The sequence below is a fragment of the Janthinobacterium algoris genome (genome assembly GCF_051380935.1).
Lineage (GTDB): Bacteria > Pseudomonadota > Gammaproteobacteria > Burkholderiales > Burkholderiaceae_D > Janthinobacterium.
The window spans coordinates 47,930-69,065 of the sequence record NZ_JBNYXZ010000005.1 but is presented as its reverse complement, the minus strand read 5'-3'; the positions used below and the strand labels follow the sequence as shown (position 1 = coordinate 69,065).

The 21,136-nt window shown below is 64.2% G+C and carries 11 protein-coding genes; 5 read left to right on the top strand and 6 right to left on the bottom strand.

Annotated elements, in window-relative coordinates:
• Nucleotides 1-25 precede the first annotated feature (25 nt).
• The 3 genes from ACQ4W7_RS09005 to ACQ4W7_RS08995 are packed head-to-tail and all read left to right on the top strand — an operon-like array spanning nt 26 to nt 10,342.
• Nucleotides 26-5,896, top strand: a complete 5,871-nt coding sequence (locus ACQ4W7_RS09005) for a hypothetical protein (RefSeq protein ID WP_436529922.1) — start codon at nt 26-28, stop codon at nt 5,894-5,896.
• Nucleotides 5,897-5,948: 52 nt separating this feature from the next.
• On the top strand, nt 5,949-9,239 hold the full coding sequence (locus tag ACQ4W7_RS09000; protein WP_436529920.1) for a hypothetical protein: 3,291 nt from the start codon (nt 5,949-5,951) through the stop codon (nt 9,237-9,239).
• Between the two features lie 8 nt (nt 9,240-9,247).
• A complete protein-coding gene (locus ACQ4W7_RS08995) occupies nt 9,248-10,342 on the top strand; it encodes an OmpA family protein (RefSeq protein WP_436529918.1) in 1,095 nt (364 codons plus the stop codon).
• 457 nt (nt 10,343-10,799) lie between these two features.
• Here the strand turns inward: ACQ4W7_RS08995 and ACQ4W7_RS08990 are convergent, their stop codons facing one another.
• Nucleotides 10,800-13,517 carry a M1 family metallopeptidase gene (locus ACQ4W7_RS08990; RefSeq protein WP_436529916.1) on the bottom strand — a complete coding sequence of 906 codons (2,718 nt, stop codon included), beginning with the start codon at nt 13,515-13,517 and terminating at the stop codon, nt 10,800-10,802.
• Between the two features lie 262 nt (nt 13,518-13,779).
• Here ACQ4W7_RS08990 and ACQ4W7_RS08985 point away from each other — a divergent pair, with 262 nt between their 5' ends.
• Nucleotides 13,780-14,403, top strand: a complete 624-nt coding sequence (locus ACQ4W7_RS08985) for a glutathione S-transferase family protein (protein WP_426070405.1) — start codon at nt 13,780-13,782, stop codon at nt 14,401-14,403.
• An 87-nt stretch (nt 14,404-14,490) separates the two neighbouring features.
• Here ACQ4W7_RS08985 and ACQ4W7_RS08980 read toward each other — a convergent pair whose 3' ends face one another.
• The 4 genes from ACQ4W7_RS08980 to ACQ4W7_RS08965 all read right to left on the bottom strand — a co-directional run bounded on the left by ACQ4W7_RS08980 (nt 14,491) and on the right by ACQ4W7_RS08965 (nt 18,400).
• The gene (locus ACQ4W7_RS08980) at nt 14,491-16,602 is read right to left on the bottom strand and encodes a prolyl oligopeptidase family serine peptidase (RefSeq protein ID WP_436529914.1); all 2,112 of its coding nucleotides are present in this window, start codon (nt 16,600-16,602) and stop codon (nt 14,491-14,493) included.
• Nucleotides 16,603-16,780: 178 nt separating this feature from the next.
• Nucleotides 16,781-17,440 (bottom strand): hypothetical protein, encoded by a 660-nt coding sequence (locus ACQ4W7_RS08975; protein ID WP_436529912.1) that lies wholly within the window; start codon nt 17,438-17,440, stop codon nt 16,781-16,783.
• 146 nt (nt 17,441-17,586) lie between these two features.
• Nucleotides 17,587-17,835 carry a DUF4304 domain-containing protein gene (locus tag ACQ4W7_RS08970; RefSeq protein ID WP_436529910.1) on the bottom strand — a complete coding sequence of 83 codons (249 nt, stop codon included), beginning with the start codon at nt 17,833-17,835 and terminating at the stop codon, nt 17,587-17,589.
• A gap of 124 nt (nt 17,836-17,959) precedes the next feature.
• On the bottom strand, nt 17,960-18,400 hold the full coding sequence (locus tag ACQ4W7_RS08965) for a RidA family protein (RefSeq protein WP_436529908.1): 441 nt from the start codon (nt 18,398-18,400) through the stop codon (nt 17,960-17,962).
• Nucleotides 18,401-18,531: 131 nt separating this feature from the next.
• Between ACQ4W7_RS08965 and ACQ4W7_RS08960 the strand changes: the two genes are divergently transcribed.
• A complete protein-coding gene (locus ACQ4W7_RS08960) occupies nt 18,532-19,464 on the top strand; it encodes a LysR family transcriptional regulator (RefSeq protein WP_436529906.1) in 933 nt (310 codons plus the stop codon).
• Here ACQ4W7_RS08960 and ACQ4W7_RS08955 read toward each other — a convergent pair.
• Nucleotides 19,448-21,109 carry a CehA/McbA family metallohydrolase gene (locus ACQ4W7_RS08955; protein WP_436529904.1) on the bottom strand — a complete coding sequence of 554 codons (1,662 nt, stop codon included), beginning with the start codon at nt 21,107-21,109 and terminating at the stop codon, nt 19,448-19,450. The genes ACQ4W7_RS08960 and ACQ4W7_RS08955 overlap by 17 nt on opposite strands.
• Nucleotides 21,110-21,136 lie beyond the last annotated feature (27 nt).

The following is a 21,136-nucleotide window of genomic DNA, read 5'->3' as shown; positions in this document are numbered from 1 at the left end:
CCTGGCCAACCAGGGCGCCGTCATTTTGACGGACTTGCTGCCGGCCAATATCATCGTCACCAATGTGGCGCCCGACAGCGGCGTCACCTGTCCGCCGCTGGCCAGCTGGGTGGCCAACAGCAGCCAGAGTTGCAGCGTGGCCATCGGCCAGTTGGCGGCCGGCAATGGCCAACGCCAGATTGTGCTGACCGGCAAGGCCAGCGCGGGCGGCACCTTGGCCAACCAGGTCATGCCAAGCGGCCCGGACAATCCAGCCTGCTTCCAGGCCAGCAGTTGCAAGACGCAAACCACCATTACCAGCCCCAGCCTGGCGCTGAGCAAGAGCGTCGACAAGCTAGCCCTGAATATCGGCGACAGCCTGACGTGGACGGTCACCCTGGCCAACAGCGGCACAGGGGCTAGCACGGCCATCGTCACCATCACCGATACCTTGCCGGCCGGCTTGGCGAATATTGTCGTCACGCCCGCCGCGTCCGTCACCTGCGCGCCGCTGGCCGGCAATATCCTTACGTGCAGCGTGCCGGCCGGCCTGGCCGCCGGCGCCAATGCTACGCTGCAAGTGACGGCGCGCGCCGCCGCAGCAGGCAGTCTCGTCAATGGCGTCAGCGCCAGCGGCACGGATAATCCTTTCTGCTTGCAGGCGGGCGACTGCAGCACCACCAGCACTGTCAGCGCGCCCTTGCTGAACGCCAGCAAGAGCGTCGACAAGACGGCGGCCAACGTGGGCGATACCCTCGTGTGGACCTTGACCTTGCGCAATATCGGCAGCGGTCCCAGCACGGCCATCGCCACCCTGGCCGATACCCTGCCTGCGGGCCTGGCGAATGTGCAGGTGACGCCAACGGCACCCGTCACCTGCGCCGCGCCGGCGGGCAATGTCGTCAGCTGCAGCGTGCCTGCCGGCCTTGCCGCCGGCGCCAGCGCCAGTGTGAAACTGAGCGCCACGGCGACCTTGTCGGGCAGCCTCGTCAATACACTGCTGCCGGGAGGGGGGGATAACCCCGTCTGCGCCACCCCGGGCGATTGCCAGACCACCACGGTGGTGTCGAAACTGCTGGTGGACGTGACCACCACCCTGAACGGTTTTCCCGCCAGCAGCAATGCGGGCGACGCCATCCGTGGCGTGGTGACGTTTGCCAACGTGGGCCCTGGCGTGGCGGAAACAATGAGCTACAGCTTGCAGCTGGAAGCGGGCCTGAGTGGCGTTTCCGTCAGCCCCGTCAGCGGCGCGCCCGGCATCAGCGGCGTCTACAACAGCGGCACGGGCCTGTATGTGCTGAGCGGCTTGCCGGCCACCCTGATCAGCGGGCAGAGCGCCAGCTTCAACCTGTTCTACACGCAGCCGGCCAGCAACAGCTCGCGCATCAGCAGCGTGGTGGGCACCAGTTCCACGGAAATTGTCAACGACTTGTCGAATACGGCGACGACGAACTTGCCGGGTCCTGTGATCCGCGCCAGCAAGATGGTCGACAAGGTGAACGCGGCCGTGGGCGACATCCTGACCTGGACCATTACGGCGACGAACACGGGCAACTTGCCGAATCAAAACCCGGTCGTCGTCAGCGATGTGCTGCCTGCCAACATTGTCGTGCTCAGCGTGACGCCTGACGCGGGCGTGAGCTGCCCGCCGGCCGCCAGCTGGACGGCTGGCAGTGTGCAGGCATGCACGGTTGCGGCAGGTCAATTGCTTGCCACCAATGGCAGCCGCAAGGTCGTCATCACGGGCCGCGGCACTGCGGGCGGAAGCCTGTCGAATCGTGTCTTGCCCAGCGGTGGCGACAATCCCGCCTGCGAACAGGCCAGCGCCTGCCAAGCTACGACGGCCCTCGTGGCGCCGCAAGTGACGGTGCGCAAGAGCGTCGACAAGAGCAATGTCAGCGTGGGCGACTTGCTGACCTGGACCATTACTGCCAGCAATGGCGGCACGGGCGCGACCAAATCCGCCATCGTGCTGACCGACAACTTGCCAGTCGGCGTCAGCGGCGTGCAAGTGGTTTCCACACAGCTGGCCACTTGCGCGCCCGTGGCCGGCAATATCGCCACGTGCAGCGTGACGGCCGGCCTGGCGCCGGGTGGACAGGCGCAAGTGGTGCTGCGCGCCACGGCCAGCGCGGCTGGCGTGCTGCAGAACACGGTGTTGCCAAGCGGTCCGGACAATCCTGTCTGCGTGCAGGCGGCGGACTGCAGCACCAGCACCACGGCCATCAAGCTGCTGGTCGACGTGACTACCACCCTGAATGGTTTCCCCGGCAGCACCAGTGCCGGCGACCAGATCAACGGCATCGTCAGCTTCAGCAATGCCGGTCCCGGCACGGCCGAGAACGTGACGTACAGCTTGAAACTGGCACAGGGCCTGATGGGCGTGACCCTGAGCGGCGCAGCCGGCAGCTATGACGCCATCAGCGGCATGCTGACGGTGACGGGCTTGCCCGCCAGCCTGGCGCCTAATGAGCTGCACAGTTTTGGCCTGTCCTACATCCAGCCGGCCAGCAATGTCTCGACCATCGTCAGCCTCATCGCCACCAGCTCGACGGAAGTGCAGTACGACTTGCCGAACACGGCCACGGTAACCATGCCGGGCCCCGTCATTCGCGTCAGCAAGACGGCCAACCGCGGCAGCGCCAACGTGGGCGACAGCATCATCTGGACCATCACCGCCGTCAACAGCGGCGGCGTGGCCAACCAGGGCGTGGTGATCCTGGCAGATATCCTGCCACCGAACCTGACGGTGCTGGCGGTCAATGCCGACGCTGGCGTGACGTGCCCGCCGCTGGCGAACTGGCTGCCGAACAGCGTGCAAAGCTGCAGCATTGCTGCTGGTCAATTGGCTGTCGGTAATGGCACGCGCAGCGTGCGCGTGACGGCGACCGGTACGCTGGAAGGCGTGCTGTCGAACCGCGTGATGCCGAGCGGGCCGGACAATCCAGCTTGCGCGCAAGCGAACAACTGCGAGTCCAGCATCGTGCTGACGGGACCCAAGGTGGCAGTGCGGAAAAGCGTCAACCGCGCCGGCGCCAATGTGGGAGACACCGTCGTGTGGACCATCACGGCCAGCAATACGGGCAGCGGCCCCACGCGCGCCGTCATGACCCTGGTCGACACCTTGCCGGCCGGCCTGGCGAATGTGGTGCTCACGCCTGTGCGCGCCACGTGCGCACCCGTGGCCGGCAATGTGCTGAACTGCAGCGTACCTGCCGGCCTGATCGGCAATGGCGGCGAAGCCAGCGTGGAAGTGTCGGCCACCGTTACCCAGGCGGGCACGGCGCTCAACCGCGTCGTGCCTTCCGGGCCCGACGCCCCGCTGTGCCTGGCCCCAAGCGATTGCCAGACCAGCACCAATGTGACCAGCCCCAGCGTGATGGTGAAAAAAGTGGCGGACAAGGCCAACGCCAGCATCGGCGACACCGTTAGCTGGACTATCACGGCCACCAACAGCGGCAGCGGTGCCACCACGGCAACCATTACGCTGACGGACGACTTGGCCGCCAGCCTGACGGAGATCGTCGTCACGCCCGCCGCGCCCACCACTTGCGCGCCGCTGGCCGCGAACAAGCTGGTGTGCACGGTGCCTGCCGGCCTGGCGCCGAACGCCGTGGCCGCCGTCACGCTGAGTGCGAAAGTGGCCGCCAGCGGCACCCTGAGCAACACTATCGTGCCCGCCGGTACCGATTTGCCACGTTGCGCGCAGGCATCTGATTGCACGGCCGTTACGGAGGTGGCCAACCCGGCCGTCGGCGTGGCGCTGGGCGTGGGCAAAGTGACCCAGCTGTCGGCCAAAGTCTTCAATGTGCCGTACACGGTGGTGATCCGCAACGTGGGCAAGGGCGCGGCGCAAAATGTGCAGGCGCTCGACAGCCTGCGCGCCGCCTTCCCTGAACCCGTCACGTGCCGCATCGTCGCGCCACCTGCCGCGCCCGCCATTGGCGGCAGCCGGCAACTGGCCGTCAATCCGGGCTTTACGGGCGGTTGCGGCGGCAACGACTTGCGTTTGCTCAACGGTGATACGGCACTGGGCGAGGGCGAGTTGAGCGTCATCACTTTCAGCGTGGAAATCACGGTGCAGGAGACAACTTTGCCGCAGTACAACAACAGCGTGTTTGCCAGCGCGCTGGGCGGCAATCTCGCCAACGCTGGCGGCGTCATCAGCGTGCCACCGGCCCCGGCTGCCGGCGTCATCGCCGCCAACCCAGCCTACACGCCGCCCGTGGGCAGCCTGGTGTTTGACGCTTCCAACAATGGCGGCAGTCATGCGGGCGCCGTGGCCACGGCAGCCGACGTGGCCGCGCTGGCGGAAAAGGTCGATCCCAACCGCAACGGCAATGCCTCGGATACCGTGGGCGGTGTGCCGTTCACGGGCGAAGATACGCCCACGCCCGTGGTGTTGCTGCGCCAGGTGGTCGATGTCATCAAGGCCGTGTCGGCACAGCAGCAAGTTGACGCCAGCAAGTTCGAGATCAGCTACACGGTGCAGGCGGCCAACCGCTATCCTGCAGGCTATCCGACCTCGACCATGGTGCAGGTGGCGGAAAACCTGAGGGCCGTCTTCCCCACGGCCACCAGCGTCACCTTCAAGCCGGGCAGCCTGGCCGTCACGGCGCGGCCCGCCAGCGCCACGGCTTGCGTCGCGAATGGCGACTTCAACGGCGCCACCGTTTTTGGCCTGTTGACTGGCAAGGGCGACTTGCAGCCGCAGGAAAGCTGCAACATCGTTTTCACGGTGCTGGTCGACTTTGGCAGCGTGGCCGCGATTCCCACCGTGCCGCAGCTGAACCAGGTGTATGCGAGCACCATGTTCGGCACGGATGGCGGTGGCATGAACATTGGCCACAGCTACAGCGGCACGGGGACGTCGACGACGCCAGTGGCGCCCGCCAGCGTGCTGGCCCTGGCCAGCTCGGCCGATACCTTGCTGCTGCCGGCCTCGCCTGGCGCCACGCCACCGAGCTTCACCCCCGTGGTGTTCAACACGACGGACAAGCCGATGTTGTTGATCAGCAAGAGCGTCAACAAGACCCAGGCCGAGATCGGCGACAGCCTGCAGTACACGATCGAGGTGAAGAATAAGGGCGTGGCGACGGCGTTTGGCGTCAGCGTGCTCGATAAGCTGCCGGCCGGTTTCCGCTACATCGACGGCACTACCACGCGCAACAATGTGGTGCAGCCCGATCCGTCCGGCAAGCCGGGGCCGCAGCTGAGCTTCGAGCTGGAATCGCTGGCGCCGAACGCCAGCGCCAGCTTCCGCTACCGCCTGCGCGTGGGCGTCGGTTCGCTGCAGGGCGACGGCATCAACCGCGCCCAGGCATCGACCACCAACGGCCCACCCTCGAACGAGGCGCGCGCGAAAGTGAAAGTGACGGGCGGCGTATTCACCACGGATGCCTGCATCGCCGGCAAGGTATTTGTCGACTGCAACAACAATCATGTGCAGGATGCGGAAGAACTGGGCATCCCCGGCGTACGCCTGTATATGGAGGATGGCACGAACTTCACCACGGACGTGGAAGGCAAGTACAGCTATTGCGGCATCACGCCGAATAGCCACGTCATCAAGGTCGATGGTGCAACGTTGCCGCGCGCAAGCCGCATGATGGAAGCGTCGAACCGCAACCTGGGCGATCCGCACAGCCTGTTCCTCGATACCAAGAACGGCGAGTTGCTGCGCGCCGATTTCATCGAAGGCTCGTGCTCGAATCCCGTGCTCGAGCAAGTCAAGGCGCGCCGCGCGCAGAGCGAAGTGCGCAGCGTGGAAAGGGAGGGCGGCAAGGGCGGGGGCTTGAGTTTCAGCAGCCAGCCCGCCAGTGCGCCCGCGCAAGCGACGGACAGCGCCAACCAGCCTGTTGTCGCGCCGCGCACCCCCGCCGCCACGCCAGCCACGGGAGGCAGCCATGTGCAATAAGCCTTCATCCCATCACGTGACGCATGCCAATGCCGTTAAAGAGACACAGGCCATGAAGACAACTCTCCCCGCGCCCCGGCGCATGGCCGCCGTACTGGCTTTGCTGGTCTTCCCGGCCGCTAGCCAGGCCCAGATGCCCGTGCCGGACAGCGTGGCTGCGCCATCCTTGTTTGCGGGCAAGGTGGGCCTTGCCGACTATGCAATCAACCGGGGCGTGGCGCGCATCGCCGTCGAAACGGACGGGAATGACATACCGGCCGATGGCCAGAGCCCCGTCAAGGTGACGGTCAGGCTGTATGACGAGCACGGCAAGCCCTTGACGGGCACGGCCTTGCTCACCATCGAGGCCAGCGGCGGGCGCATCTTGCTGCCCGGCGCCCGCACGGATGAACTGGGCCCCGAGCGGCGCGACGTGGACAAGGTCACGCCGGGCACGCAGCTGGCGGTGGAGAATGGTGTAGCGAGCTTCAGCCTGCTGGCCCCGCCCACGCCGCAGGACGTGCTGCTGCGCGTGTCGGCCGGCAGCGTGGCGGCGCAGGGCACGATCAGTTTCCTGCCAGAACTGCGCGACATGCTGGCCGTGGGCTTGATTGACGGCATCATCAGCAAGCGCAGCCTGTCGAGCAGTTCCATTTCACCATCGCGCTTCAACGATGGTTTCGAGCGCGACATACAGCGCTGGAGCAGGGCATTCAACAATGGCAAGGCCAATGTGGCGGGCCGCGCGGCCATGTTCCTGAAGGGAACCATCCGTGGCGACGCCTTGCTGACGGCCGCCTACGATTCGGACAAGGATACGCGCGCGCGCCTCTTGCGCGATGTCAATCCGGAAGAGTTTTATCCCGTCTACGGCGACAGTTCCGTGCGCAACTTCGACGCTCGCTCCAGCGACCGCCTGTACGTGCGCATCGACCAGCAGAAAAGCTATGTGCTGTATGGCGACTTTGCCACTGGCGAAGGCTTCAGCCAGATGACGGGCGGCGGCGCCGTGGCTAACTTGCAGCAGAGAAAATTGGGCCAGTACAACCGCACGGCCACGGGCGGGCGCGGCCATTACGAACAGGATGGCATCGTCGCCAATGCCTTCGCCATCAACGATAGCCTGAAGCAAGTGGTCGAGGAATACCGTGCGAATGGCACGTCGGGGCCATTCGCCGTGCGCAACAATAACGCCATCGACAACTCGGAAAAGATCGAGATCGTGGTGCGCGACAAGAACCAGAATGGCAATATCGTGCAAGTGACGCAGCTGCGCCGTTTCGAGGATTACAGCTTCGAGCCGTTCAGCGGGCGCATCCTGTTCAAGCAGGCGATCCCCGCGCTGACGCCAAATGGCGACCCGCAATCGATCCGCATCAGCTATGAGGTTGACCAGGGCGGCGAAAAATTCTGGACCCTGGGCGTGGATGGGCAAGTACAACTGGGCAAGATGGTCTCGCTCGGTGGCTCGGCCGTGGAAGACAAGAATCCCTTGTCGCCGTACAAATTGCACAGTGTCAATGCGGGCTTGCGCTTCGGCGAGCACAGCCTGCTGGTGCTCGAAGTGGCGCGCACCACGTCCACCAGCTACAGCGCGGGCGGCAACATCTACACGACGCCGTCGGGCCAGGCGGGCGAGCTGCGCGATGAAGTCAGCGGCAATGCGGCCCGGGTCGAGCTGCAGCACAAGGATGAGAAGCTGGAAGCGAAAGTCTTCTGGAGCCGCTCCGACAAGGATTTCAATAACACGGCGGCCGGCATCACGGGCGGACGGGGCGAGGCGGGCGTGAAGGCGGGCTACAAGCTCAATCCCGCCGTCACCGTGTATGGCGAGGCCATCCGCAGCGACGAGCGCAGCACGGATGCGCGCCGCGATGCGCAGCGCCTGGGCGTGGCCTGGAACGCCAGCGAACGCTGGTTGCTCGACGTGTCCGTCCAGCACATGAAGGAGAGCGGCGGCATACCGTCGACGGCCGGCATCGCGCCGAATACCTCGCCGCTGGGCACGGGCTTGAATCCCACGGGCGGCTTCTTTGGCAACGGCACGGCGAACACGGCCATCGACCCCGTCACGGGCGGCAGCATCACCACGTTTGCGCCCATCAATCCCGGCGCCGGCGCGGGCGCGACGGTGCCGCTGGACGCCACCACCGTGCGCCTGGGGGCGCAATACAAGGCCACGGAGCGCTGGACCTTCAATGGCGACGTGGAAAAAAGCATTTCCGACGCGGACCAGCACCGCTACGGCCTGGGTGCGCAATACCAGTTGGCCGAACGCAGCCGGCTGTACGCGCGCTATGAAAACCAGACGGGCCTGGCGTCCGCCTATTCGCTCAATCCGGCCGACCGCAGCACCAGTTTTGTGGCCGGCGCGGATACGGGCTACATGCCGGGCGGCACCGTATTTGGCGAGTACCGCATGCGCGACGCCATGGATTACAGCCTGAGCAACCAGCGCGACCTGCAGCTGGCGTCCGGCTTGCGCAACACGTGGAACCTGGGCGAAGGGCTGGCGGCGAACACGAATGTGGAATATCTGAAAGTCATGAACGGCCAGCAACAGCAAGCCGTGGCCGTGGCGGCAGGCTTCGACTACGCGGTCAATCCGCTGTGGCGCGGCTCCGTCAAGCTCGAGTACCGGCGCTTGTTCGACAGCGAAATCGCTCCGGGCGATCAGCGCCAGGATCAATGGCTCAATACCATCGCCTGGGCGCGCAAGCTGAGCCGTGACTGGACTTTGCTTGCCCGCAACTACCTGCTATACACGCGCAACAACGACGACGCCAGCGGCGCGCCCGTGGGCAACGTGCTGCAGGACCGGGCACAGCTAGGCTTTGCCTGGCGCCCCGTGGACGACAACCGTTTTAACGGCCTGGCCCGCTACGAGTACAAGACCGTGCGTGACCAATCGCAGATCGATGGCGACAATTACCGCGCGCACATCGTTTCCACGCACCTCGACTACCACCCCAGCCGTCCGTGGTGGTTCACGGGCAGGGTTGCCGCCAAGCACAACAACGACAAGAACTTGCCTGCGGGCCAGGAAAAGTACACGGCGTGGCTGTTTTCCGGGCGCACCGTCTACGACATCAGCAAGCACTGGGACATCGGCGTGCTGGCGGCCGTGATGGGCAGCCCGCAAGGGGGCAGCCGCCAGTGGGCGAACGGCGTCGAAGTGGGCTATCTGCTGGCGCAAAACCTGTGGCTGTCGGCCGGCCACAATTGGTCGGGCTTTTCCGACCGCGACCTGACGGGCGCCGACTACACGGCGCGCGGAGCGTATTTGCGCCTGCGCTTCAAGTTCGATGAAAACCTGTTCAAAGGCAAAGACGCCACCATCAACCGTACCCTGGCCCGGCCATGAAAACTACCATGACTCCCTCACTGATACCGACGATGACACCGATGATGACCCCCATGATGAAACTGATACCGCTCGCCAGCCTGCTGGCCATGGGCCTGGCCCAGGCGGCCACGCCGACCCTGCCAACGGCGCCGCTGGCCATGCCCCAGCTGCGCATCAGCGACCAGGCCGTCTCTGCCGACCAGCAGGCTTACCGCCTGCTGCAGGAACGCATCAAAAAGCTCAACGATGGCGGCGTGCGCGTGGGCGACTATTACCTGTCCAAGGCGCAATGCTGGCTCGACGTGTCTTTCCACGAATACACGCGCAATGATCGCTCGGCCTTCCCTCTGCAGGCGTTACAGGAATCGGCCAAGATCGTTGCCGCGCTGGAAGACGGCAGCATGCCCAATCCCGGCGACGCCACGCCGCTGGTGAACGACGCCACGCGCCTGCGCGACGATCTGTGGGCCAGCTTTGGCAAGCTGCGCGAGTCGCCGGGCTTCGCCTGCGCGGCGCAAAAGGTGGCGTGCGGCGAAGTGGAGCTGGTGCATGCTGGCAACGAATACAAGCAGCAGGGCTGGCGCCACGCGAACCCGTATGTGCAGCTGGCCGAGGATGCGCAGGCGGCAGGCCAGTCCGCCGTAGCGGCGTGCCCGGCCGACAAGCCGAAGCGGGAACCGCAGCCGGAAATCCTGCCGCCGCGCATCGCGCATGAACGCGTCACGCTGGACATGGATGCCTTGTTCCGCTTCGACAAAGCGGGCGCGGCCGACATGCTGCCGCAGGGCGTCGAGAAAATCCGCGCACTGGCGGCACGCCTGAAGCAGGGCTATGTGCAGATTGATACGCTTTCCGTGACGGGCCATACGGACCGCCTGGGTACGGACAGCTATAACCAGGCCCTGTCCGAACGGCGTGCGTTGACGGTGAAACAGTTGCTGCGCGAGCAAGGCATCGCCAATGTCATCAGCGCCTATGGCAAGGGCAAGGCGCAGCCGCTCGTCGCCTGCGAGAAGGTGACGCCGCGCGCCGCGCTGATCGCCTGTTTGCAGCCGAACCGCCGCGTGGAAATTGAATTGACGGGTGTCAAGCGTTCAGTGAAAGAGGACGGCGCACCTTAGCGTTACGTCATAAGCCGGTCATATGCCGCTGCTATGATGCTCTTGTTGGCACACAGCATGCGGTGCGCAGGTCACTACGTTCCGGGAGCGATAGGATGCAGGCATGACTCAACAGCTTAGCCGGTGAGCTCAACCATCGGCACCAGACATGTAAAACTTGTTTTTTAATAATGATCGCAGGGTGGGGCAGGGAAATGCAGGGATCGGGCAGGGATTTAATGAAGTCCTAAGCCTGACTCAACGAAGGGCTGGCATAGTGGATACATGGCGCACGGAAACCCCGGGCGCAGGGTTGCCGGACACCTCAATGACCGGCACGAATTCCACTTTTTCATGTGTTTTCCTGCTTTATCCCTGCGCTCTGAAACAGCGTTTCAACCGGCTACCGCAATCTGCGAAGCCGGTTTTTTTTGCCTGTTTTTTCTTCTTCCCGGCGCGGCGGCGCCGGGAATCCAGCCTAGCCTGCCTGTTTCGCCAGCCACGCATCGACCGCCGGCAGGCGCTCGGCGCGTACCTTGATGCGGTACTTGATGCCGGCCACGGAACTGTCGGCATCGCCGCGCGCGCTGGCCGGCAGGTTGGCTTGCGCATACGCTTCCAGCTTGGCGATCATGTCCGGCTGCGCCGAACCGGCCGCCAGGCGCGGGAAGTAGCGGCTGCGCGAACTGGCGTCGATGCGCGCATTGACTTGCTCCAGGTGCGCCAGCGCGAAGTCGAAGGCCAGTTCCGGATGCCGGCGCGAAACGCGCGAAATCATGGCCGGGCTGTTGGTTACGCCCGGTTCCTCCGTCAGCGCCAGCGCCAGCGCCCGCTGCGCCAGGGCCGCATCGTCGGTCGAGGCCAGCAAGTCGTACAGTTGGTTCTTGACCAGCGGCGTCTTTTCCTGCTGCGCCCTGGCGTGCAATTGCTCCCAAGTGGCGGCGTCCGCATGCTGCGCCACCACGCCCAGGATGGTGCGGCGCAGCGGCGCGGGCATGGCGGCCGCATTTTGCTCACCGGCCTGCTCGCTGGCCGCGTAGCGGCGGCGCGCTTCGGCGATCACGCCGGGCTCGCCCATGTCGCCGAGGATGGAAATCAGGCGTCCGCGCAGGGTCGCCACGCTCGATGCCTCGCCCGCGCGCGCTTCCCAGCCCGTCTGCGCCATCATCGGCGCCAGGCGCGCCATGGCGAAGCGGCCGAAAGCCTGCTGGCGCGCTCTGCTTTCCACGCTGTCGCCCGCATATTGCTCATACAGACCGTTCAGCGAGGCGGCCACCCGGCCCAGCACTTGCGGATCGGCCGACAGCGGCGTGGCCTTTACCAGTTCCAGGAAGCCGGCCGGGTCTTGCAGGCCCGCCATGCCCAGCGACTGGCTGTCTGCCAGCAAGCCCAGCTGGTCGATCGGCGCCAGGCGCGCGAAGCTGCCCGCCAGCGCGCGCGTGTTGGCGGGCGCGTACAGGGTGCGGTAGTAGCCGCTCTGGCCCGCATTCACCAGCAGGGCGCCGCAGCCGGGCACGTTCAGGGTGGCCTTGCCATTCTTGAGCACCACCTTGGCCAGCTTGCCGTTGCCGACCGTTGAAGCGATCACCGGCACTTTCCACGACAGCGGCTTCTTGTCCGGCTGGTCCTTGGAAAATTCTGTCTGCGTCAGGCTCACGCGCGTGCTGCCCTTCCTGCACACGGCTTGGCCCACCGTAATCATCGGCACACCCGGTTGCAGGGTGAAATCATGGGCGATGGCGCTGACAGGCTTGCCGGCGGCGGCATCGACTTCGCGCCACAGGTCGTCGGATACCGTATTGCCATACGCATGCTTGCGCATGTAGCTGCGCACGGCCTTGCGCCAGGTATCGGCGCCCACGTACGCTTCGAGCATGCGGATCACCGCTTCGCCCTTCTGGTAGGTGATGCCGTCGAAGGCCTGGCTGGCTTGTTCCACGGTGGCGATGCGCTGCACCACCGGATGCGTGGTGCGCAACGCGTCCTGGCTCATGGCCGATTCGCGCCCGCCCACGTTGGACAGGGCCGTGTTCCACTCCGGGTGCAGACGCTCCGTGGTGCGGCTTTCCATCCACGACGCAAAACCTTCGTTGAGCCACAGGTCGTCCCACCAGCGCATGGTGACCAGGTCGCCGAACCACTGGTGCGCCATTTCATGCGAGAGGGTGGTGTAAATATTTTCCTTGTCGGACTGGGTCGAGATTGCCGGATCCAGCAGCAGGCCGTATTCGAAGGTGAAGACGGCGCCCCAGTTTTCCATGGCGCCGAAGAACTGGCTGCGGCCCGGCGCGGCGATGTTGTCGAGCTTGGGCAGCGGGTAGCGCACGCCGAAATAATCGTTGTATTCGCGCAGCAGGGCGGCCGATTCGTCGAGCGCAAAGCGGCTTTGCGCCAGCGCGCCTTTCTTCGTGATGACGCCCACTTCGGTGCCGTCGGCCATTGCCGTGGCGCGCTCGAAGTCGCCCAGGCCAAAGAACAGCAGATAGGTCGACATGCGCGGCGTGGTGGCGAAATACACGTGCTTCATGCCATTGCCCAGGTCTTCGCTGCTGGCAATGGGCATGTTACCGACGGCCATCTGGTTGCTCGACACGATCACGTCCAGCGCGAAGGTGGCCTTGTAGTCCGGCTCATCCCACGATGGCAGCATGCTGCGCGCATCCGAATTTTCGAATTGCGTGTACAGCGCCCGCTGGCGCCCTTGCGGCGTGTCGTAGTCGAGCGAGAACAGGCCCGTCGCCTGCGTGCCGATCTTGCCGCTGTAGTCGATGCGCAACAGGTACTCGCCCTTGGCCAGCGGCTCGGCAAAATGCACGCTGGCCGTCTGCTTGTCCGCATCGAACTCGATCTTGCGCGTCACCTGCTTGCTGCCGCCTGCGCCTTCGATGGCGGCGGCGGCAAACGCCAGGTTCAGGGCATTGAAGGTGATGCTGGCCGTTGGCGTGTCGACGGCCACCTTGATGGCGGCTTCGCCCTTGAAGGTGGAGGCGGCGGCGTCCGGCGTGATCGACAGGATATAGTGCAAAGGCGTGACGCCGCGCGGCAGCTGCGTGGTGGTGCCAAGGGCGTGGCTGGCCGACGCGTATTTGGCGGCGGGGGCGGCGTGGCCCGTGTTGAAAGCGGTGGCGGCGGTCAGTGCCAGGACGGCGGCGGCCAGTTGGCTGCGGCGGAAACGCGGAGTCGGAATGCGATGCATGGTATGCCCTTGGTTCATGAGTAAAACGCCCGCCAGTCGGATAGACTGCGAGCGTTGATGGCGGTAGCGGGACATCGCTGGAACTGAAAGCCAGCGTTCCCGTACAGCAATCTAAGGTGAAACAGGGGTAAAGTCAACGCGCCAGGAGTGCCGCAGCATGACGGTGCGCTGGTATGATGGGCGCCTGACTGCATTGCCACAGGCTGGTGCCGCAGCTGATGGTCAACCACCATCCACCACCATAACAAGACGAGACCTGCACATGAAACTGACTATCAGCCCCCGCACGCCCAATCCGCGCCGCGTCACCATGTTCATCGCCGAGAAGGGCATCACCGGCATCGAGGAAGTGGCGCTTGACCTGATGGCGGGCCAGCACCGCGATCCCGCCTTCCTGGTGAAAAACCCGCTGGGCCGCGTGCCCGTGCTGGAGCTGGCGGACGGGCGCGTGCTGACCGAGACGCGCGCCATCTGCACCTACCTGGAAGGCTTGCAGCCGCAGCCCAACCTGATGGGCGAAGGTTTCGAGGAACGCGCCTTCATTGAAATGGCTGACCGTCGCGTGGAACTGCATCTGTTCAGTGCCGCCGCCAACTGGGTGCGCCATGGCCATCCAGCCCTGGTGGCGCTGGAAAACCCGCAGTTTCCCGACTTCGCCACGGCGCAGGCGGGCAAGCTACGCGAAACGGCGCAATGGCTGGACCAGGTGCTGGCCCAGCAGCCGTACATCGCCGGCGACCGGTTTACGATTGCCGACATCACGGCTTTCTGCGCGCTGGAATTTGCGCGCGGCCTGATGAAGTACCGGCCGGGCGCGGAAGGGCTGCAACACTTGCAGGCCTACCGCGACCGCATCGCCGAACGCCCCAGCGCGCAGGCGAAGTAAGGGCCGAATGCAGAACGCCTGCGCCGGAATCCGGTGCAGGCGTTCTTCTTTGCCAGGTGTCGTCAGGCCGGGTTTACTTCAGCAGCCTTACTTCAGCTGCTCCAGCAGGAAGGTGTAGGTCAGCGCCCACATCAGCGCCTGCTGGTCGTTGTTGGCGGCGCCCGCATGGCCGCCTTCCGTGTTTTCCCAGTACAGCACGTCGTGGCCTTGCTCTTCCATCTTGGCCACCATCTTGCGCGCATGGCCAGGGTGGACGCGGTCGTCGCGCGTCGAGGTGGTCAACAGCACGCGCGGATATTTCTTGTCCTTGAAGACGTTCTGGTACGGCGAGTACTTGCTGATGTAGGCCCATTGTTCCGGCACGTCCGGGTCGCCGTACTCTCCCATCCACGAGGCGCCCGCCAGCAGCTTGTTATAGCGGCGCATGTCAAGCAGCGGCACCTGGCTGACGACGGCGTTGAACAGGTCGGGCCGCTGCACCAGCACGGCGCCCGTCAACAGGCCTCCATTGCTGCCACCCATGATGCCCAGGTGGCGCGGACTGGTGACCTTGCGCTTGATCAAATCCTGCGCCACCGAGATGAAATCGTCATACGCGCGCTGGCGGTTTTCCTTCAGCGCCGCCTGGTGCCAGCGCGGGCCGAATTCGCCGCCGCCACGGATATTGGCCAGCACATACACGCCGCCCTTTTCCAGCCACGCCACGCCCGTGGTGCCGCTGTAGCTTGGTTTCAGCGACACTTCGAAGCCGCCGTAGCCATACAGCACGGTGGGGTTGCTGCCGTCGAACTTCGTCTTCTTGCCCATGATGGCGAAATACGGCACTTTGGTGCCATCCTTCGACGTCGATTCGAATTGCTCCACCTTGTACGGCGCCGCGTCGAAGTAAGCTGGCAGCGACTTGATTTTTATCCGCTTGTCGCTTTGCGCCGTGGCCAGGTACAGGGTGGTCGGGTTGAGGAAGTCCGTCACCGTCAGGAAGTACTGGTCCGTGTCGACAGGGTCGAGCGCGCTGACGGCCAGGGTGCCCAGTTTCGGCGCATCAACGGCGCGGCGCTGCCACTTGCCGTTCACGTGGCGCAGTTCTGTCAGGCGGTTCTTGACCTTGTCCAGGGTCGTCACGAGGATGGCCGACATGGTCGGTGTGACATTGTCCAGTGAAGACGTGGCCGTGGGCGCATACAGCACTTCGAGCTCCTGCTTGCCCTGCATGAAGGCATTGAAGTCCGTCGCCAGCAACGAGCCTTGCAGGTAGGTCTTGCCGTTCACTTTCCAATCCGAGCGCAAGGTGATGATCAATTGATCGCGCACAGTAAACACGGTGGCGTCGTCCGGTTTCGGTACTTTCTTCAGGCTTGCGCCGTCGCGCAAAAAGGTTTCGCCACTGTAGAAATCGATTTGCCGCTCGATGAACTGGTGTTCGTGGCCGGGCGTGAAGTCCTTGTAGGCGCCCGCGCTCAGGTCGTCGGGTTTCGCTTCATACAGCGTGTGCGCCTGCGCCAGCGGCGTGCCGCGCCGCCACTCCTTGATGATGCGCGGGTAGCCCGAGCTGGTCATGGTGCCGGGGCCGAAATCGGTGGAGACGAACAGGGTGTCCTGGTCGATCCAGCTGGCGCTGCCCTTCGCTTCCGGCAGGATGAAGCCGCCGTCGACAAAGGCGCGTTTTGCCACGTCGTACTCGCGCACCACCTTGGCGTCACCGCCGCCGCGCGACAGGGAAATGAGGCAGCGTTCGCCCTTCGGATACAGACAGGAGGCGCCGCCCCAGACCCAGTTTTCATTCTCGCCAGCGGCCAGCTGGTCGAGGTCGATCACGGTTTCCCAGGTCGGTTCGGCTTGCTGGTACTGCGCCAGGGTAGTGCGGCGCCAGATGCCGCGCACATGCTGGGCGTCGCGCCAGAAATTGTAGTAAAACTCGCCTTCCTTGCTAACGTAGGGAATGCGTTCCTTCGAATTGAGGATGGTTTTCAGGCGCGCCTGCAGGGCCGGGAAGCCGGGCCGGGCTTCCAATTCTTTGGTGGTGACGGCATTGTGCTGTTTGACCCAGGCCAGCGGCTTGTCGCCGAGGACTTCTTCCAGCCACAGGTGGGGATCGGCGGGAGACGTGGACGCGGCGGGCGTGGGTGCCTGTGCATGGGCGATGCCCGCTGCGGCCAGGCCGAGCAGCATGCTGCTGGCGAAGGTACGATATGACGACATAGAGGGTTCCTGGTTGGTCCGATGGAGGCCGCGTTGCAGGCAAAACGGCGCACCTATGGTGCCATGGATTGCTGGGAGGAACCAGTGTCTATGGACGACTACTTAAAAAATAATTGCTTTTCAAATATTGTTTGCTGGAATGGACACAGGCCGCAGAATCTGCGGTGTGTTGCGCCTTTCAAGATACGCCAGGCCCGATCAGGGAAGTCACGCTGAGCCGCGTCTTTTCAACATCGTCGCCGTCGAGGTGATAAATCCACAATGTATCGTTGTCGCGGCTGTCGATAAACAGGATGCGCGTGTTTTCCTCGCCGATGGCCAGGCAAGCCGCCAGCTCGGCAAGACTGAACGGTGCTGTCTGCTTTGATCCTGTTCCCGCCGCTTGTGCCAGGGCCTGCGCAAAGCCTGCCAGCTGCCTGACTGCCAGATACCGTGTTCCATCCACATCGACCTCTTTGCACAGCGCATCCAGGCGGTACAGCGTGAAGTGATCTTCATCCTTGAAAATCGCCACGTCGGGACGTGACTTTCCGCTGTTGAGGTGATCGAGATAGGCCTGGGGCAGGGCCACTTTTTCCTTCGCCAGCAATTTTTCAAGCTGCTTGTTGCTTTTCTTCGCTACCCTGGCGGCCTTGGGTGCGACCGCCTCGCAAGCCTGCGCTGTCCATGCGACTGGATTGAACTGGAATATCCTTGAGCATGCGGGACAGTGCAGGAACATGAAGGTCATGCTCTTGCCGAGGGCCGATTTCAGAAAAGCGCCATCGGCTGCATCAAGTGCGCTACTGTCAAAATGATGGCCGCAGGCGTCGTGGTAGGGGCAAGTGATCTCTGTCATGGTTCAGATTGGTGTGGCATTGAAGTAGTGTTCCATGCACAAAGCGATCTCCTCTTTTTCTTGCGGATAAGATGCCTTGGGGTTTCTTTCCCAGTAGACAATGCCTTCGTTCAAGGCCCATAAGGCTTTTTCATGATTGCCAGCCATCAGATAAAAATCGCAGGCCCTGGTATGCGAGCCTTGCGCTTCGGCAAGGGCCAGGGGCGCATTTTCCCAGTTGGACCGGTGGCATGCTCTTCGTTATGGCGGTTGGCCTGAAAATGGATGGCCTGGACGAATTCGTTCTGCGTGCGCTTGAAGGTGAGCTGGCTTGGCGAGAACTTGAAGCCCGCTGCGGTCAGCGGCTCCAGCAAGAACGCTTCAATATTGGCGATGATCAGCGCTTTTGGCTTCATTGCGTTTCCTGGCATGGGTCGGTTGCGCCGCCTTGCTGTCAAAACGGCGCTGCCATGTTGCCATAGATCAGTGCCAGCGCACGCTGCGGTGGGCAATCGTGCGAGGGGAAACCTGCTTTTTTGGCTATTTTTCCTGCACGACTCCGGGCGCAGCGTGGTGGCCAGGCAGCCTGGCCACTACCTTGATCTCGAACTGGAAACCATACAGCCATGTCACGCCAATGGCCGTGACCGTCGGGTACGGCGCATGGCCCCAATATCCGGCCTGCACGATATCCCAGATGCGCTGGAAGTTCGATTGCGGGTCGACGATAAAGATGGTCACATCCTGCACGTCGCCGAAGGTGCAGCCGGCGGCCTGCAAGATGGCGTTCAGGTTGTCGAACGCGCGCCGGACCTGGGCCTCGAGCCCGGGTTCTGGCGTGCCGTCTTCGCGGCTGCCGACCTGTCCCGACACGAACAACAAGCCGTTGGCGCGCACGGCCGGGGAATAGCGGTTCTGTTCATACAGGGCTTGGCGGCCCGGAGGGAATACGGCGTCGCGTTTGTTGATTTCCGAGTTCATTGAGTGCTCCTTGTTCTTGCAGCGAAGTTGCTGCATGGAGAACACTGTAATCATCGTTCGCCTGCGGATAAAGCGGCAACATCGGCCTAGACTATTTGTATAATCAAAACAATCGGGTGGCGGAGGTGTGGATGGACAGGTTTGATGCGATGAAGGCGTTCGTGCGGGTGGTCGAGACGGGCAGTTTTACGCGGGCGGCCGCGACCTTGCACATGAGCCGCACCACGGTGACGCAGCTGGTGCAGCAGCTTGAGGCGCGGCTGCGCCTGAAACTGCTGAACCGCACCACGCGCAAGGTCAATGTGACGGCCGATGGCGCCGCCTACTACGAGCGCATCGTGCAGGTGCTCGATACCCTGGAAGAAATCGAAACGAGCTTGCCGCATGCCGCCGCCTTGCCGCGGGGCCATTTGCGGGTGGACGTGCCCAGCCCGCTCGCCGCTTTGCTGCTGGTGCCGGCGCTGCCCAGGTTTCATGCGCTGTATCCCGACATTGTGCTCGACATGGGCGCCAGCGACCGCATGGTCGACGTGATCGCCGACAATGTCGATTGCGTGATACGCGGCGGTGACATCACCGACCAGTCGCTGATGGCGCGCAAGCTCGCCGACTTGCCACTGGGCGTGTATGCGGCGCCGGCCTACCTGCAACGGGTAGGGACCCCCTTGCATCCGCTGGAATTGCAGGATAGCGCGCACCGTATCGTGCGTTTTCGTTGGGCCCGCAGCGGCAATGGCTTTCCATATGTAATGCACCACGAGGGCCGGAGCATCAAGATCCATGGCCAGTACGTGCTGTCGATCGACGACGGCAACGCCTACCTGGCGGCCGGGGTGGCGGGGCTGGGCGTGCTGTGGCTGCCTGATTATATGGCGCGGCCGCACGTGGCCAGGGGCGAGCTGTTGCCGCTGTTCGACGCATGGACGGTCGACGCCATGCCGCTCTATCTCGCCTATCCCCCTAACCGCCATGTCAGCAAGAAACTGCGCGTCTTTATCGACTGGGTGGCCGAACTGATGGCCCAGCATTCCGCCCGCCCTGTCACCATCACGGCAGCTGATTGACCCACACCGGCGCGGACCAGACGACGTTGCCGTCATCCTGCGTCAGCCGCGCGTAATAGAAATGCGGGCCGGGCGCGGGCGTGAGGGTGACCTCGGCCTGATCCGACACTTGTGTGACGGTGCCGTTGCTTCCCGGCACACCGTGGAAAATGGCGACGGCGGCCGCTTGCCGCCCTGCGCTGTTGCTGAAACTGATGACCAGGTGCAAAGGACCGCTATTCTCGAAACGCTCGCCCATCAACTTGCCATTGGCAGTAAACAGTAACTGCGCATGCTTGTCCATGGTGGCAAACACGCGGCGCGCGCGCAGCGCTGCGAGGAAACTGTCGCGTGAAACGGAGGTGCCGGCGGCGGGGCTGGCCACCAGCACGGCCGTGCGGTTGCCGTAGGCCGCGCCCCAGTTGGCGCAATGGTTGTCCTGGTTGCTGCTGAAGGCCACATGGTAGCCGGCGGCCAGCGCCCGGTTGCAAGCCGCTTCATAGTTGCTGCGCCGCGTCTCCGTTTCCTGGTCGTTGGTGGAAAAGGCGGACGTGTTCACGACTTCGCACAGCACCATGGCCGCGTCGCCGTCCGGTGTGTAGCCCAGCGGCTGGCCGTTGACGAGAAACTGACCCGCCGACGCAGGGTGGTTGAACTGGCCGATCCAGCCCCGTTCGCGCATCAGCGCGTACAGGCCCGCGTAATCGCCCTTCGGCGTTTCCAGATCGGCCAGCAATTCGCCGCTGGCATTTCTTTCCCAGCCCAGCAACTGCTCGCTATTGACAATGTTCAGATGGCCGCCTTTGTTGATGACTCCCCATTCCATGCCGTACAGGGCCAGGAAGTCCGGGTGGGCGGCCGTATAGGCAGCCGCTTCGGCCAGCCCCGTCTGGTACAGGGCCTTTACTTTGTCAGGGTTGGCAAGTGCATTCGTCCCATCGGAACCGTCGTACATATGGTTGTGCTCGGAGGTCAGCAGGGCGTCGAGCCCATGTTGCTGCGCGTAGACATACGCGTCGATGGGGCCGAAGGGCGCCGTTTGCGGTTCCTGCGCGCCACGGCAAGCGTCGAGCGCCGCGCCGCCGTCGCTGTGGCGCGTCTGGCTGTGCAGGTTGGCGTAGACGATGCGGTAGCCGGGCTGGCCTTCCAGGCTGGACAGTTGTTGCAGGCCCGCCTGGAAGGCGGGCACTCTGGGTGCCGTGCTTGCGCCCCGCTGCACCTGAATGTGCCATTGTTGTTCCACTTGCGCCTCCTGCGGCGTGCCGGCGTCCGCCACGGCCAGCAGGCGCAGCTGGTACAAGCCGTCCGGCACCAGCACGCGCCGCTCGCGCGCATCGGCGTCGGCGCGGCCATCCCAGGGCAAGGCCAAGCTGACGCCGACGGCCCCCAGCTGTTCGCTTCCCGACCAGCGCCGTAGCACGGCGCCTTGCGGCCCCGGACCGGACAGCGTCAGCGTCCAGCGCACCGCATGGGTGCGGCCGCCGTCGGGATAATCGAGGCGGACCAGAAATGTGCGTGACTGCGAGATGCGTGACTGTGAGGTGCGCGTCCGCGTGGCAGTGTCAGCGCGCGTGGCGCGGAAGGGCGCGACGACGGTGGCATCGAGTTCGCTGTGTTCCTTCGGCTCTTGCGCGGCGGCAGTGTTGCTCCACGTAAGGAGTAACACGCCAGCGCACACGCAAGCCAGCCAGGG

Coding starts and splice junctions, on each gene's coding strand:
- ACQ4W7_RS08965 (WP_436529908.1), bottom strand. CDS start 18,400: ATGAACTCGGAAATCAACAAACGCGACGCCGTATTCCCTCCGGGCCGC.
- ACQ4W7_RS08975 (WP_436529912.1), bottom strand. CDS start 17,440: ATGACAGAGATCACTTGCCCCTACCACGACGCCTGCGGCCATCATTTT.
- ACQ4W7_RS09000 (WP_436529920.1), top strand. CDS start 5,949: ATGAAGACAACTCTCCCCGCGCCCCGGCGCATGGCCGCCGTACTGGCT.
- ACQ4W7_RS08985 (WP_426070405.1), top strand. CDS start 13,780: ATGAAACTGACTATCAGCCCCCGCACGCCCAATCCGCGCCGCGTCACC.
- ACQ4W7_RS08990 (WP_436529916.1), bottom strand. CDS start 13,517: ATGCATCGCATTCCGACTCCGCGTTTCCGCCGCAGCCAACTGGCCGCC.
- ACQ4W7_RS08995 (WP_436529918.1), top strand. CDS start 9,248: ATGACTCCCTCACTGATACCGACGATGACACCGATGATGACCCCCATG.
- ACQ4W7_RS08960 (WP_436529906.1), top strand. CDS start 18,532: ATGGACAGGTTTGATGCGATGAAGGCGTTCGTGCGGGTGGTCGAGACG.
- ACQ4W7_RS08980 (WP_436529914.1), bottom strand. CDS start 16,602: ATGTCGTCATATCGTACCTTCGCCAGCAGCATGCTGCTCGGCCTGGCC.
- ACQ4W7_RS08970 (WP_436529910.1), bottom strand. CDS start 17,835: ATGAAGCCAAAAGCGCTGATCATCGCCAATATTGAAGCGTTCTTGCTG.